The organism is Nocardioides islandensis, from assembly GCF_015352455.1.
Classification (GTDB): domain Bacteria; phylum Actinomycetota; class Actinomycetes; order Propionibacteriales; family Nocardioidaceae; genus Nocardioides; species Nocardioides islandensis.
This window is the reverse complement of the sequence record NZ_JADKPN010000005.1, coordinates 33,876-49,048: the sequence shown is the minus strand read 5'-3', so window position 1 is coordinate 49,048 and position 15,173 is coordinate 33,876. Positions and strand designations below refer to the sequence as shown.

Here is a 15,173-nt window from a genome sequence, read left to right as displayed (position 1 = left end):
AACCTAGGGCGTCGGAATCCGTTGCTACAAGCACGTTCTCGTCACGGATCGGTCGTGTCGGGGCGCCTGTGCAGTCGGCCCGACGGCTGTCCGTCCTCGGACGTAGGGTGGCGCGGTGCCCGACCACGTCCCCGCCTCCACGGTGAGGCCAGTGGTTCGTGAGGTGCTGGCCACGGCCGTCGAGGCCCTCGGCGGCGAGGAGCGGCCGGGCCAGGTGGCGATGGCCGAGGCGGTCACCGAGGCGTTCGAGTCCGGGCAGCACCTGCTCGTCCAGGCCGGCACCGGCACCGGCAAGTCCCTGGGGTACCTCGTCCCCGCCCTGCTCCACGGCCGCCGCGTGGTCGTCGCGACGGCGACCCTCGCGCTCCAGCACCAGCTCGTCGAGCGCGACATCCCCCGGCTGGTCGAGGCGATCGGCGCCGGCGCCCACAAGGACGAGGTCGACACCTCGTACGCCGTCCTCAAGGGCCGCTCGAACTACGTCTGCCTGCACCGCATCCGCGAGGGCGTGCCCGACGACCAGGGCGCCCTGGTCGAGGTGCCGAAGGGCTCGATGGCCAAGAAGGTCCTCGACCTGCGGGCCTGGGCCGAGCAGGAGGCCGAGACCGGGGGCTCGGGCGAGCGCGACCACGCGCCCCGGCACACCGACCGCGAGTGGCGGCAGGTCTCGGTCAACCACCGGGAGTGCCTGGGCGCGGCCCGCTGCCCGTTCGGGCAGGAGTGCTTCGTGGAGACCGCGCGCGAGCTGGCGCACCGCTCCCACCTGATCGTCACCAACCACTCGCTGCTGGCGATCGACGCGGTCGAGGGCGTGCCGATGATCCCCGACTACGACGCCGTGGTCGTCGACGAGGCGCACGAGCTGGTCGCCCGGGTCACCCAGGCGGCCACCGACGAGCTGGCGGTCTCCGACGTCGAGCGGGCGTCCCGGCGGTCGCGGCGCCACGTCGGCGAGTCGACCGCGGCCGACGACCTGGCCGACGCGGGCGACGCGCTGCAGCTGGCGATGGACGAGTCGAGCCCGGGCCGGTTCGACGAGATCCCCGAGCAGGTGAAGGACGCCCTCGTGCTGGTGCGCGACGCGGCGCGGGCCGTCCTCTCGGCGTACCCCCGCGAGCAGGAGGGCCCCTCGGACGGCGAGGTCGACGCCGGCCGCACGCAGGCGCGTGGCATGGTGCAGGAGGTGTTCGTGACCGCCGAGCGGATGGCGGCCGACTCCGACGCCGACGTGCTGTGGCTCAGCGAGGGCGGCGACCGCATCCCGCCCCGGCTGTGCGTGGCGCCGCTGCAGGTGTGGAGCCAGATGCGCGACAAGCTGCTGTCGGAGAAGACGGCGGTGTTCACCTCCGCGACCCTGATGCTGGGCGGCGACTTCTCCTCGATGGCCGTCTCCATCGGCCTCAAGCCGGCCGAGCGGGTCGTCGAGGAGGGCGAGGTGAGTCCCGAGCACCCGCCGGACGCGCTGCCGTGGCGCGGGCTCGACGTCGGGTCGCCGTTCGACTACGGCCGCCAGGCGATCCTCTACGTCGCCCGCCACCTGCCCACGCCCGGTCGCGACGGGCTCGGCAAGGCCCAGCTGGACGAGATCGTCGAGCTGGTCGACGCGGCCCAGGGCCGCACGCTGGGGCTGTTCAGCTCACGCCGGGCCGCCGAGACCGCCGCGGAGGAGGTGCGCACCCGCCTGCCGCACCTGACGACGCTGGCCCAGGGCGACGCCCAGCTGCCCGAGCTCGCGCGTCAGTTCGTCGAGGACCCGCACACCTGCCTGTTCGGCACGCTCAGCCTCTGGCAGGGGCTGGACGTGCCGGGGGAGACCTGCCAGCTCGTGCTCATCGACCGCATCCCGTTCCCGCGGCCCGACGACCCGCTGATGTCGGCGCGCCAGCGGGCGGCCGACCAGGCGGGTGGCAACGGCTTCATGCAGGTGGCCGCCACCCATGCCGCGCTGCTACTCGCGCAGGGGGCCGGTCGGCTGGTCCGGACGACGTCCGACCGTGGCGTGGTCGCCGTCCTCGACCCACGGCTCGTCACCGCGAGGTACGGCGGCTTCCTCAAGGCCAGCCTGCCGCCGATGTGGACGACGACCGATCCCGACGTGGTGCGCCAGGCGCTGAAGCGACTGGCGGGAGCGGTCGGATGAGGTGATCTTGAAGCCGGCCCAGATGACCAGCCAGCCGATCAGCACGTCGGCGACCCAGTGGTTGCCGGTGCCGATGACGACGAGCCCGGTGATGAACGCGTGCGCCCAGCCGCCCAGGCGCATCCAGCGGCCCTTGCGGTTGTCCGGCGCGTGCCGCTGGAGCACCAGCGCCACCCAGAGCGCCCACCCGGCGTGCAGGGACGGGAACGCGGCCAGCTGGTTGGTCAGCCCGCCGAGGCCCTTGGGCGCCGAGGCGTCACCGCCCCACCAGCCGTCGCCCGAGGTGAGGGCCAGCACGTCGGCGTACCCGCCGAACAGCCGCGGCGGCGCGGTCGGCAGCAGGAGGTAGGCGACCAGGGCGATGATCGTGCTGATCACCAGCGCCAGGCGGGCGGGACCGTAGATGGCCGGGCCGCGGCGGTAGAGCCACAGCAGGACGATCGCGGTGACGAGGTAGTGGGCGGTGGCGTACCAGAACGACCCGAACAGGCTCAGCCCGCGGGACACGGTGAAGAGCTGGTTGATCGCGCCCTCCCACGACAGGTGGAGGGTGCTCTCGATGTCGAGGAGCTCGGCCGCGCGCTTCTGTGCCGGCCGGAGCGCGTCGCTGGCGAACATCCGAGAGCCGCTGTAGACGACGTACAGGCTGAGGATCAGGACCATCTCGACCAGGGCCGCGCGCCAGCCCCGGGTGGCCGCTGGCGCGGCTACCTCCTGGACCTTGCTACCCCTGCTCCCCATGGCTATGAGCCTGCCCCGTTCATCCAACTTCTGCACATCAGTTGTTTCCCTGGCCCCTCCCTGAGGGTCCAGCCCTGAGGAGACCTGGCGTGGCCGTGGGATACCCGGTGGACCTCGTTTCGGCACGAGACTCATCGGGCAAGGGGAACCACATGCCCTCCACGCCCCTCATGACCGCAACGCTGGCGATCCTCCTGGTTGTTCCGCAACCCTTCGATCCGACCTTTGCCGAATCCTCACAGGTGCCACCGACATGCCGGGGACTGGTCGTGACCATCGCGGGGACGAGCGGCGCCGACACCCTCGTCGGCACGGCCGGGGACGACGTGATCGCGGCCGGACGGGGTGACGACCGGGTCCGTGGGCTCGGAGGGAACGACGTGGTGTGCGGTGGCCCCGGTACGGACCACCTCGTCGGTGGGCCGGGCGACGACCGGCTCGACGGCGGACTCAACGGGCTCCAGCAGCCGTACCCCGACAACCCGCCGGACAACGTCGGCGACACCCTCGTCGGCGGTCCCGGCGACGACGTGCTCGACCCCGGGTACGACGACGTGACCGACGCCGACGGCGGCTTCCTCCCCGACACCGTCTCCTACGCCCACGCGCCCGCCGGCGTTCGAGTGGACCTGACGGCGGGGACGGCCACCGGTGGCGGCGGCGACGACACGCTCGTCCTCGAGGGGAGCGTGGACCTCGAGGGGTCGGCGTACGACGACGTGCTCGTCAGCGGGGACTTCGCCGACGACCTCTACGGAGGTGCGGGCGACGACGTGCTGCGTGGGGGCCGGGGCCGCGACTACCTCCAGGCCGACCCGAGCGACCTCTCGACGCCGGACGAGACGCCGTACGACGACCGGGTCTACGGCGGGCCGGGCGGCGACGGCATCTACCTGGGCAACGGAGCCGACCTCGGTCGTGGCGGCAGCGGTGACGACAACCTCGTCCACGGCTCCGGGCGCGCCGACCTGCTGGCCGGGTCGGGCGAGGACTACGTGGAGACCCTGCTGGAGTTCACCGACGGCAGCCGCGTGGACGGCGGTCCGGGTGTGGACCTGGCCTACGCCTGGGCCGTGGCGGCCGGCGGACGGCGGCTCCTCGACGTCGCGGGACGCATCGCGCTGGGGTCGGGAGAGCTGACGATGACCAGTCGCGGTACGACGCACACGGCCGTGCTCGCAGGCCTGGAGCGGCTGCGCATCCCCGACGGGCGCTGGACCGTGCTGGGCACGGCCGCCGACGAGATCTTCTACGGAGGGGACCTGCGCCGTGACGCGGTCGTCGTCCGCGCACGCGGGGGAGACGACAAGGTCAGCGGCAGCGAGGGCGACGACGTGCTCGACGGCGGATCCGGACGTGACCTGCTCTACGACAGTGGAGGCGACGACGCGGAGACCGACTTCGAGGTCGTTCGCTAGACCTTGCGCAGCACGGCGGTGACGATGCCCAGGATGCTGGCGTGAGTGCCGTCGATGGGGTCGTACGCCGGGTTGTGGGGGAGCAGCCAGACCTGGCCGTTCTTGCGCTGGAAGGTCTTGACCGTGGCCTCGCCGTCGATGAGCGCGGCCACGATGTCGCCGTTCTCGGCGGTCTGCTCCTGGCGGATCACGACGTAGTCGCCGTCGCAGATGGCGGCCTCGACCATCGAGTCGCCGGCCACCTCGAGCATGAAGAGGGTGCCCTCGCCGACCAGCTGCTTGGGCAGCGGGAAGACGTCCTCGATGCGCTCCTCGGCCAGGATCGGCCCGCCGGCGGCGATCCGGCCGAGCACCGGGACGTAGGTCGCGGGGGTCACCGTGTCGCCGATGTCGGTCTCGTCGTACTGGGTCTCGTCGGCCGCCCCGATCGAGCGCCGCGCCGCCATCACCTCGGGCAGGAACACCTCGAGGGCGCGCGGACGGTTGGGGTCGCGCTTGAGGAAGCCCTTCTCCTCGAGGACCCGCAGCTGGTGCGCGACGCTGGAGGAGCTGGTCAGCCCGACCGCCTCGCCGATCTCCCGCATGCTCGGCGGGTAGCCGCGCTTCTCGATGGCCTCCTTGATGTGCGCCAGCACCTTCTGCTGACGCGGCGTCAGGCCGGTCGCGTCCGGCGGTCCGTCGGGGAGCTCACGGACCTTGCCGGGCTGCGAGCCGGAGCGGGACGAGTCGGTGGCCATGGCGGTCACGGTAGTGCCGCCAGCGGCTCTCGTTCAAACATTTGTTCGAACGGCGTGTCGGTCACGACGGGCAGACGGCCCGCTGCGGGATGGCGCCGAACGCCTCCTGCCACTCGTCCCGGGTGAGGTCGCGGCCGGCGATGTGGCACGCCAGCTGCTCCGCGCGGGCCAGCGACGGGTCGAAGCGGTAGATCTGCCCGAACTCCGATCCGATCAGGAGCGTGCCGTCGGACAGGTACGCCGGGTACATCGCGCCGCCGGTGGTGGAGACCTTCACCCGCGCGAGCAGATGTCCGTCCCGGCCGCTCCAGAACACCACAGCGGAGTCGTACGCACCGCTCAGCAACGTGTGCCCGTCCGGGGACCAGGACAGGGCAGCGACGAGGTCGTCGTGCTCCGTGCGAGCCGGCCCCACCGGCCGCCCGGTCGTGGCGTCGAGGACCTGCACCCACCTACCTCCCGCGATGGCGATCCTGCTGCCGTCGGGGGACCACGAGGCGAGCGTGACCGGTGCGCCGGCTCCGCCCGTGCGGATGGTGGTGCCCCGACCGAGGTCGACGAACGCCCACCCGGTGCGGGTGTTGTTCTCTCCCGGGCGTAGGTCGTTCGTCCGGGTCAGGACGAACGCCTGCTTCCCGTCCGGTGACATCGTCAGGCAGCAGGACCGCTGCGCGAGCGTGAGCTGGTCACCGCGAGGTCGCAGGGTGACCGGGTCCAGCACGACGAGGCGGTCGTCTCCGAACGTGACCGCCAGCGTCGAGCCGTCGGCCGACAACGCGGACCCGGAGAGGCCCGGCTCCGGGGGCGCCCACGTGGCGATCACGCGACCCGTCGGGTCCAGCGCGCGGACGACGTCGTCGGCGCCGGCGTAGTAGTAGCGGCCGCCGTCGGCGCTCCACTGGCCGTTCCGGAAGTCGTCGCCCGCACCGAAGGTCAACGTCGTGCCGTCCGACGCGACCCCGGTCCTGCGGTCGAAGAGCTGCAGGGAGGAGTACTGGGCGTCGAGCGCGACGTACCGGCCGTCGGGGCTGAACCGCACCTCCGCGCCGGAGCTCGCAGGAGCCTGCCGCTCCCGCTCGACGAGGGTGTGTCTGCCGGTGAGGTCCCAGGTCCTGATCACCGGACCGTCGGCTAGCAGCAGGCTGGCACCGTCCGCGCCGAGCGCGACGTCGGTCAGGTCGCCCGTGGTCGCCCGCCGGACCACGACGCCCGAGGGCACGTCGACGAGGAAGACGTCCGGCATCCTTGTCGCCAGCAGTCGCCGGCCGTCGTCGGAGAACTGGACGAACCGCTTGCGCAGGGTGAGGAGGGTGCGTCCGGTCGCGGCGTCCACGAGGTACCCGCCGATCGGGGCCTTGTGCCCGCCGTTGACGGTCGCGTCGAAGCCGAGGGTCCGACCGTCGGGCGTCACGCCGAGGCCGTGGAAGCTGACCAGGTCGTCGCGGCGCCAGAGGCGCTCACCGCTGGCGACGGCGTACGCCGTGAGCGGACTGCTCGCGTAGACCGTCCGGCCGTCGGGACTGAGGGCGATGTCGTCCCACAGCCCGTCGAGGGCGATCACGACCGGCTTGCGGGCGGGGTGCGCGAGGTCCCAGACCCGCGCGTCCGCCGACGTGGAGTCGTCGGTGCCGTGGTAGCCCGGCCTCGGCGTGCCCCCGCTGTACTCCGACGACACGGCGAGGTAGCGCCCGCTCGCCGAGTACGCGATGGCGACGATCTTGGCCGCGGCGCCGGTCTGGTGCCCGAGCTGGACGTCCGACGGCGCCAGGGTCCGAGGATCAAGCAGGCGAAGGGAGCCGCGGACGTAGGCGCCCGAACCCACGGCCAGCGTCGCGCCGTCGGGGCTGAACGCCATCGGGGTCATGAACCAGTGCTGGACGTTCGCGGGCGAGTCGCCGTCCGTGTCGTAGGTGGCCAGGACGTGCCCGTCGCGCGCGTCGTAGGTCGTGACCACGTTCGTCATGCTGTAGCCCGCGACCACGTCGCCGGCCGGACTGGCGAGGGCGCGCATCAGGTCGCCGTCGACGGGTTGGGTGGTCGCCACCAGACCCGGGGTGCGGCCCAGCGACGCGTAGAGGTCGCTGCGCGTGGCGGGCGAGTCGTCGAGACCGACGGCGGCGAGCGCGAGCAGCACCGACCGGCTCACGTTGCCGTCCGTGAGCGCGGCGGCGGCCACGCCGCGGGCCGTGGCCTTGATCTCCGACGCAGTGGCGGCGTCGGCCGACCGGTCGGCCCGGGTCGCCTGTCGTTGCGCCACCGAGCTCGCGCCGAGCGCGACCAGGAGCAGCACGGTCGCGACAGCGAGGGCGGCCCGCAGCCGCCGGATCATGCGTGTCTGCTGCCTGGCCCGCTGGGCTGCCGCTGCGGACGTGGCCCGCTCGGCGGCCAGACCGGCGCCGAGGAAGTCCCGCTCGACCGTGGTCAGCTCGGGTCTGCTCGTGACCCGCCACTGCTCCGCCTGGGCGAGCCGGACGCCGCGGTAGAGCTCGCTGTCGGGCCGGCCGAGCTCGTCCCAGGCCTCGGCGGCGGCGGCCAGGTGGTGCAGCGTACGTCGGCCCTCGACGTCGTCGTCCAGCCAGCCACGCAGCCGGGGCCAGGCCCGGGCCAGCGACTCGTGGGCGATCTCGACGGAGGTGTCGTCGCTGGTGAGCAGGCGGGCGGCGACGAGCTCGTCCACGACGCGCACCAGCGTCGGGTCGGCGGCCACGGACCTGCGGGGCATCCGGGTGCGGACGGGCTCACCCACCGGTCCGGCCGCGACGAGCCGGAGCATCAGGTCCTTGACGCGCGGCTGGTCTCCGGGCGGCACCCGGTGCCACAGCTCCTCGGCCGACTGCGCCACCGCCCCGCGGACGCCGCCGGAGGCCTGGTACCCGGCCACGGTGAGCGTGCGGCCCTCGCGTCGTAGCCACGTCTCGCGCAGGGTGTGGCTGAGCAGCGGGAGGGCACCCGGCTCGCCCTCGACCTCGCGCACCAGCAGGTCGACGAGGCCGGGCTCGACGAGGAGGCCGGCCTGGCGAGCGGGGCTCTCGATGGCGGCGCGCAGGGCTTCCTCGGTCATCGGGCCGAGCAGGAAGAGCCCCCGCTCGACCATCCTCGCGAGGTCGGGGTGTTCCGAGAGCTCGCCGGTCCGGTCGGCGCGGAGCACGATCACGACGGCTGCGTGCTCGGCGTACTCCGTGACCTCGGCGATGAACCGTTGGCGTTGCTCGGGGTGGTCGCACACCGTGAACAGGTCCTCGGCCTGGTCGACCACGAGCACGGGACGCCCGACGGCCAGGAGCACGCCGGCCAGCGCGTCCATCGGCCGACGACCGGGGACCACGACCTGGACGTCACGGCCCTGCCGGCGGAGGGCGGCGACGACACCGGCCCGGACCAGCGAGGACTTGCCGGAACCGGAGGGTCCGATCACGGCCAGCACGCCCTGGGACCCGAGGCGGCCCAAGCTGCGGGCGACCTCGCGCTCGCGGCCGAAGAACACCTCCGCGTCGGCCTCGCCGTAGGGCTGCAGGCCGACGTACGGGCACTCCTGCGACGTCGTGCCGAGGGCCGCGTCGACGGCCAGCGACGGTTCCTGGCGCAGGATCGCCGCCTCCAGGTCGCTCACCTCCGGCGAGGGATCGAGGCCGAGGTCGGCGGCCAGCACGCGCTTGAGCCGGCCCAGCGTCGCCAACGCCTCCGCCTGGCGACCGCTGCGGTACTGCGCCAGCGCGAGCAGCATCCACCGGCGCTCCCGCAGGGGAGCCGCGTCCACCATGGCTCGCGCCTGGGCCAGCACGTCCCGATGTCGCCCGGCCTGCAGCGCCGCCTCGACGGCGACCTCCTCCGCGCCCAGGCGCAGCTCGGTCAGGCGACCGGCCTCCTGTGCCGCCGGACCCCAGTCCTCGAGCTCGGCCAGCGGGCGGCCCCGCCAGAGCCGCAGCGCCTGTCCCGCGGTGTAGGCCGCGCGGTCCGGCTCGCCGAGGGCCAGCAGCTCGCCCGAACGCCGCACCAGCTGCTCGAACTCCTGGGCGTCGACGTCGCGGCCCCCGAGCTCGAGGCGGTAGCCGTGGGGGAGGGTCTGGATGACCTCGTGGCCCAGCAGGCGCCGCAGCCTGCTGACGCACCCCTGCAGGGCCTTGGCCCACGTGGGCGGCACCCGCTCGCCCCAGACGGCGTCGCCCAGCTCCTCGGGGGAGACCGTGGTGCCCGCGCGCATGGCGAGAGCGGCGAGCACGATCCGGTCACGCTGCCCGAGCCGGGCAGCGGTGTCGTCGACCTGGAGGGGGCCCAGCACCCCGATCCGCATGAGCCGAAGGTCCACCCGACCCCGGCGGCGGTCAAGGGGGCGGTTACCCGGGAGTTACCGGGCGAGGGGCGATCGGTGACCGGTGGCGTGCACAACGGACGAACCCGGAGGTCACCGACCTCCACCGCACGACAGGAGCTCGCCATGAGCCTCGCCACCTCCGCCTCACGCACTGCGGCCGCGGCCGCCTTCGCTGCCGCCCTCGCCATCGTCTCCGCGGCGTCGCCCGCCTCCGCCGAGCACGACGTCGACCACATTTGTCGCGTCTCCGCCTCGTGGGACTTCGCCCGTCCCCTCCCTGCCCTGAGCGGCCGCTCCCTGGCGACGTACCTCCAGCGCCACAACGACGGCAACCGGCACGTGCCGGTCGTGATCTGACGGCGGAGCCACGTCGTGTGCGTCGTCCAGCTGGTCGACACGGTCGAACAACTGTGCGATTCGGGCTTGCCATCGTTCGAACAGGTGCTCTACTCTCGATCACATGTTCGATCGAACGTCTGATCGAGCGGTTGCCGAGGAGCACTGTCGGTGGTCGCTGTCAGAGTCTCGATCGACACAGGAACCGACAGCCGGCCAGGGTGGCCGGTCCTTCCCCAGGAGGTCCCGATGAGCACCATGACGATCCACGAGGTCCGCCTCGCTCCGCGTCCGGTCATGCCGCGCGTCGCCGTGCGGCGCCCGGCGGTCCGTCCGTCGGCCGTCCGGCTCACCCGCCGCGGCCGCGCCGTGGTGCTGCTGCTCGGCCTCGTGGTCGCGCTGGTGGTCGGCGTCGTGCTGGGCGCGGGTTCGGTGGCCACCGAGCACCCCGGCACCCCGGAGCCCACGCGCATCGTGATGGTCGGCTCGGGCGAGACCCTCTGGGACATCGCCGCCGACGCGGCCTCGGCCACCGGAAGCGACGACGTCCGGGCGATGGTCCGGCGCATCGAGCGGATGAACGCCCTCGACACCGGCATGGTCCTCGCCGGTCAGCGGATCAAGATCCCCACGCAGTAGCCACCACACAGACTTCGTCAGCCGACTCGACCCCGGCTGGCGGGCCGGGGAAGACATGGGAGAGGGAGAGCGGGATGGTCCCGCCCCCATGCAGCAGGCACACAGACTTCGTCAGCCGACTCGACCCCGGCTGGCGGGCCGGGGAAGACGAGGGGCGGGACCACGAGGTCCCGCCCTTCGCGGCGTTCAGCGGTCCCGCAGCCGCCTGACGAACTTCTGCCCGGACCAGGTGGCGTCGATCGCGGCGACCTTGACGTCCACGAAGCCGGCATCGAGGCCGATCCGGCGCACCACGTTGTCGTCGAGGTCGCTCGGGACCTTGCTGGCCTTCTTGGGCCAGCACACCCAGACCATGCCGGCGGTGGAGGTGCGCTCGAACAGCACGGGCAGCCGCTTCTCGAGGCTGGCCGCCGACAGGTGCCAGGTGATGGTGACGTCCGCCTGCTGGGGGAGGCGGCGGACGACGGTGCCGGCCGGCAGGTCGCCGAGCTCGACGTCGGCGGGCTGGCCGTCGAGGAAGAGCACGTGGGCGGGCTTGATGCCGAGCTTCTGGGGGAGCGGCGTGCCGGAGTAGCCGGCCGGGTTCGGCTGTTCGCGGGGACTCATCGCGCGGCTCGCTTGCCGCCGATCGGCCGCGGCGGCGGCGGCGCCTCCTCGGACGCCTTGGTCATCCCGAGCATCCTGAGCAGCCGGGCGATGAGCATCAGGCCGATGAACAGGCAGGCCACGGCGCCGAGGGAGGCCAGGCCCAGGAACAGCCAGGCCTGGCTGTCGCCGCCCCGGGCGGACGCCCCGAAGTCGATGGCGGCGTACACGAGGTAGCCCCAGGCCACCACGCAGATGGTGACCCCGAGGGCGTGCAACAGCAGGGAGGTACGGGATCGGCCGGTCGGCCGGTCCGGGGCGGGTGTGGAGGTTCGCGGCGGGGGCTCGGCCCGGCGCTTGCCGGCGTGCTTTCCCGATTGATGGCCCGACGACTCCATCGCCTCATTCTCTCCCATGGTGTGAAGCGCGACACGCCGGTGCCGAACGGTCTGGACCAGCGCCTGACCTGCGGTGATGCGCCGCCGCGGAGAACCCGACTATCTGGGGTCTTGTCATGACCGGGACCCCAACATATAGTGAGTTACACGGCTGTAGTTCCTCCACAGGCTATCCCCAGGCGGGGACCTGCGAACTCACATCCACAGGCGGATTACTCACCGTTCCGAGGGCGTTATCCACAGGCTAGCCCCGGTCGCTTCGACGCGCCCGGACACACGCGAAAGGGGGCTTCGATGCACTGTCCGTACTGCCGGGACACCGACACCCGCGTCATCGACTCCCGCGTGGCCGAGGACGGCTCCTCGATCCGCCGCCGGCGTTCCTGCTCCGCATGCCAGAAGCGGTTCACGACCGTGGAGCAGATGCAGCTGACCGTGCTCAAGCGCTCCGGTGCGACGGAGCCTTTCACCCGTGAGAAGGCGATCGCCGGCGTCCGGAAGGCCTGCAAGGGCCGGCCGGTCTCCGAGGACCAGCTCGCCTGCCTCGGCCAAGCGGTCGAGGACACGCTGCGGCTCGAGGGCCTGGCCGAGATCCCGGCCCACGAGGTCGGGATGGCCATCCTCGGCCCGCTGCGCGAGCTCGACGAGGTCGCCTACCTGCGGTTCGCCTCGGTCTACCGGGCCTTCGAGTCCGCCGACGACTTCGAGGACGAGATCGCCCTTTTGCGTGCCGAGCGCCTCTCGGTGGTCGAGCCGGGCGAGCGCCAGCGAGCCCGTGTCGAGACCCCTCAGCCCGTCCCGACGGGCTGACCTCAGACCGCCCGGGCTGGATTGTGGGGAAGCAGTCCGGCCCGGGCGCACCACCCCGACGGCGCTCAACCGATGAGCAGGAGCCGTCACAGCACCACCCAGCAAGTGCCCGACCCACGAGGGATCCACGGAGGAGAGTCCATGACCGAGACGGTGAACCCGAAGACCGGCAGCAAGACGGCCGGTCTTTCGATCGCGCGCGTCTTCAGCACCGAGGGGGTGCACCCGTACGACGAGCTCACGTGGGAGCGCCGCGACGTGGTGCAGACCAACTGGAAGACCGGCGAGACCGTCTTCGAGCAGCGCGGCGTGGAGTTCCCGTCCACTTGGTCGGTGAACGCCTCGACCATCGTCACCACCAAGTACTTCCGCGGCGCCGTGGGCACCGACGTCCGGGAGTGGAGCCTCAAGCAGCTCATCGACCGGGTGGTCTCGACGTACGTCAAGGCGGGCCTGGACTTCGGCTACTTCTCCTCCCCGGCCGACGCCGAGGTCTTCGAGCACGAGCTGACCTGGCTGCTGGTCAACCAGTACTTCTCCTTCAACTCACCCGTCTGGTTCAACGTCGGCACCCCGTCGCCGCAGCAGGTCTCGGCCTGCTTCATCCTCTCGGTCGACGACTCGATGGACTCGATCCTCAACTGGTACAAGGAGGAGGGCTTCATCTTCAAGGGCGGCTCCGGTGCCGGCCTGAACCTCTCCCGCATCCGCTCCTCCAAGGAGCTGCTCTCCTCCGGCGGCACGGCCTCCGGCCCGGTCTCCTTCATGCGCGGCGCCGACGCGTCCGCGGGCACCATCAAGTCCGGCGGTGCCACCCGCCGCGCGGCGAAGATGGTCGTGCTCGACGTCGACCACCCCGACATCGAGGAGTTCGTGATGACGAAGGCGCGCGAGGAGGACAAGATCCGCGCGCTGCGCGACGCCGGCTTCGACATGGACCTCGGCGGCCACGACATTACGTCGGTGCAGTACCAGAACGCCAACAACTCGGTCCGGGTCACCGACGAGTTCATGCGCGCGGTCGAGGAGGGCACCGAGTTCGGGCTGCGCTCGCGCAAGACCCACGAGGTGATCGAGACCGTCGACGCCCGTGAGCTGTTCCGCAAGATCAGCCAGGCGGCGTGGGAGTGCGCCGACCCGGGCCTGCAGTACGACGACACGATCAACGACTGGCACACCAACCCCGAGACCGGGCGGATCACGGCGTCGAACCCGTGCTCGGAGTACATGTCGCTCGACAACTCCTCGTGCAACCTCGCCTCGCTGAACCTCCTGAAGTTCCTCAAGGACGACGGCACGTTCGACGGCGAGCTGTTCGCGAAGGCCGTCGAGGTGATCATCACCGCGATGGACATCTCCATCTGCTTCGCCGACTTCCCGACCGAGGCGATCGGCGTCACCACCCGTGACTACCGCCAGCTCGGCATCGGCTACGCCAACCTCGGCGCGCTCCTGATGGCGATGGGTCTCGGCTACGACTCCGACGGCGGTCGCGCGATGGCCGCGACCATCACCTCGCTGATGACCGGTGTCTCCTACCGCCGCTCGGCCGAGCTCGCGGCCGTCGTCGGCCCGTACGCCGGGTACGCCCGCAACGCCGACGCCCACAAGCGCGTGATGCGCAAGCACCAGGCCGCCAACGACGCGGTCCGCACGCTGGCCATCGCCGACGCGCAGGTGCACAAGCTGGCCACGGCCGCGTGGGCCGACGTCCAGAAGCTCGGCGAGGCCAACGGGTTCCGCAACGCGCAGGCCTCGGTGCTCGCGCCCACCGGGACCATCGGCTTCATGATGGACTGCGACACCACCGGCATCGAGCCCGACTTCTCGCTGGTGAAGTTCAAGAAGCTCGTCGGCGGTGGCTCGATGCAGATCGTCAACCAGACGATCCCGCGGGCGCTGGTCAAGATGGGGTACGCCGAGGAGCAGGTCGAGGCGATCGTCGCCTACATCGCCGAGCACGGCCACGTGGTCGACGCCCCCGGTCTCAAGCTGGAGCACTACGAGGTGTTCGACACCGCGATGGGCACCCGTTCGCTCAAGCCGATGGGCCACGTCCGGATGATGGCGGCCACCCAGCCGTTCCTGTCCGGCGCCATCTCCAAGACCGTCAACCTCCCCGAGAGCGCCACGGTCGAGGAGATCGAGGACATCTACCTCCAGTCCTGGAAGCTCGGCCTCAAGGCGACCGCGGTCTACCGCGACAACTGCAAGGTCGGCCAGCCGCTCTCCGACGGCAAGTCCTCCGACAACCCGGAGAAGGCGACCGCCGAGGTCGTCGCGACGCCGGCCGTCAAGGAAGTGGTCGTCCACAAGCCGTTCCGCAAGCGCCTCCCCAAGTCCCGCACCTCCCGCACCACGTCCTTCACGGTCGGCGGCGCGGAGGGGTACATGACCTCGGGCGCCCACGACGACGGCGAGCTCGGCGAGGTCTTCCTCAAGCTCGGCAAGCAGGGCTCCACCCTGGCCGGCGTGATGGACGCGTTCTCGATCGCCGTGTCGATCGGCCTCCAGTACGGCGTCCCGCTGGAGACCTACGTCTCGAAGTTCACCAACCTGGCCTTCGAGCCCGCCGGCCTCACCGACGACCCCGACGTCCGGATGTCGAAGTCGATCATGGACTACATCTTCCGGCGTCTCGCGCTCGACTACCTGTCCTTCGAGGACCGCTCCATGCTCGGCATCTACTCCGCCGACGAGCGCCAGCGGTACCTCGAGACCGGCTCCTACGAGCTGCCCGCCGTCGGCTCCGCGTCCGAGGTCATCGCCGACGCACCCGTCGAGGCGACCATCGTCGAGGACCTCCCCACCGAGCAGCCGGTCGAGGCCCCCGTCGAGGCCAAGGCGGAGAAGGAGGCCCACACCTCCGCTGAGCTCCTGGAGAAGATCACCGGCACCGCCGTCGACTCCCCGCTCTGCATGACCTGCGGCACCAAGATGCGCCCCGCCGGCAGCTGCTACGTCTGCGAGGGTTGCGGAAGTACGTCCGGCTGCAGCTGATTTGAACAGCATGCGAAGGCTGGGCGTCATCCAATGACGCTCAGCCTTCGCGCATGT

The 15,173-nt window shown here is 71.7% G+C and carries 10 protein-coding genes and 1 pseudogene; 6 read left to right on the top strand and 5 right to left on the bottom strand.

All coding sequences use genetic code 11. The annotated features are described in order from the left end of the window. The first annotated feature begins 115 nt into the window (after positions 1 to 115). Positions 116 to 2,140 carry an ATP-dependent DNA helicase gene (locus ISU07_RS10320; protein WP_323742537.1) on the top strand — a complete coding sequence of 675 codons (2,025 nt, stop codon included), beginning with the start codon at positions 116 to 118 and terminating at the stop codon, positions 2,138 to 2,140. An 18-nt stretch (positions 2,141 to 2,158) separates the two neighbouring features. Here the strand turns inward: ISU07_RS10320 and ISU07_RS23960 are convergent. Further along, positions 2,159 to 2,758: pseudogene (locus tag ISU07_RS23960) on the bottom strand (phosphatase PAP2 family protein); the annotation flags it as partial. A 392-nt stretch (positions 2,759 to 3,150) separates the two neighbouring features. Here ISU07_RS23960 and ISU07_RS23950 point away from each other — a divergent pair. Continuing rightward, complete coding sequence (locus tag ISU07_RS23950; protein WP_323742536.1) at positions 3,151 to 4,299, top strand: calcium-binding protein; 1,149 nt, start codon at positions 3,151 to 3,153, stop codon at positions 4,297 to 4,299. On the opposite strand, the gene lexA is transcribed toward ISU07_RS23950, so the two are convergent. Both lexA and ISU07_RS10305 read right to left on the bottom strand, forming a co-directional pair. Further along, on the bottom strand, positions 4,296 to 5,036 hold the full coding sequence (gene lexA / locus ISU07_RS10310) for a transcriptional repressor LexA (protein ID WP_194706713.1): 741 nt from the start codon (positions 5,034 to 5,036) through the stop codon (positions 4,296 to 4,298). The two genes, ISU07_RS23950 and lexA, sit on opposite strands and share 4 nt — an antisense overlap. Positions 5,037 to 5,097: 61 nt before the next feature. Next, the gene (locus ISU07_RS10305; protein WP_194706712.1) at positions 5,098 to 9,327 is read right to left on the bottom strand and encodes an nSTAND1 domain-containing NTPase; all 4,230 of its coding nucleotides are present in this window, start codon (positions 9,325 to 9,327) and stop codon (positions 5,098 to 5,100) included. A gap of 144 nt (positions 9,328 to 9,471) precedes the next feature. On the opposite strand from ISU07_RS10305, the gene ISU07_RS10300 reads away from it, so the two are divergent. Both ISU07_RS10300 and ISU07_RS10295 read left to right on the top strand, forming a co-directional pair. Then, on the top strand, positions 9,472 to 9,705 hold the full coding sequence (locus ISU07_RS10300; RefSeq protein WP_194706711.1) for a hypothetical protein: 234 nt from the start codon (positions 9,472 to 9,474) through the stop codon (positions 9,703 to 9,705). 228 nt (positions 9,706 to 9,933) lie between these two features. After that, positions 9,934 to 10,323 carry a LysM peptidoglycan-binding domain-containing protein gene (locus tag ISU07_RS10295; RefSeq protein ID WP_194706710.1) on the top strand — a complete coding sequence of 130 codons (390 nt, stop codon included), beginning with the start codon at positions 9,934 to 9,936 and terminating at the stop codon, positions 10,321 to 10,323. 186 nt (positions 10,324 to 10,509) lie between these two features. Here the strand turns inward: ISU07_RS10295 and ISU07_RS10290 are convergent, their stop codons facing one another. After that, on the bottom strand, positions 10,510 to 10,929 hold the full coding sequence (locus tag ISU07_RS10290) for a DUF3052 domain-containing protein (RefSeq protein ID WP_194706709.1): 420 nt from the start codon (positions 10,927 to 10,929) through the stop codon (positions 10,510 to 10,512). Further along, positions 10,926 to 11,306: a hypothetical protein gene (locus tag ISU07_RS10285; protein WP_194706708.1), complete on the bottom strand. Its 381-nt coding sequence runs from the start codon at positions 11,304 to 11,306 to the stop codon at positions 10,926 to 10,928. Before ISU07_RS10285 ends, ISU07_RS10290 begins: the two co-directional genes overlap by 4 nt. 294 nt (positions 11,307 to 11,600) lie before the next feature. On the opposite strand from ISU07_RS10285, the gene nrdR reads away from it, so the two are divergent. Then, positions 11,601 to 12,116, top strand: a complete 516-nt coding sequence (gene nrdR / locus ISU07_RS10280; protein WP_194706707.1) for a transcriptional regulator NrdR — start codon at positions 11,601 to 11,603, stop codon at positions 12,114 to 12,116. A gap of 141 nt (positions 12,117 to 12,257) precedes the next feature. Then, positions 12,258 to 15,116, top strand: a complete 2,859-nt coding sequence (locus tag ISU07_RS10275; protein WP_194706706.1) for a vitamin B12-dependent ribonucleotide reductase — start codon at positions 12,258 to 12,260, stop codon at positions 15,114 to 15,116. The last annotated feature ends 57 nt before the right edge of the window (positions 15,117 to 15,173 follow it).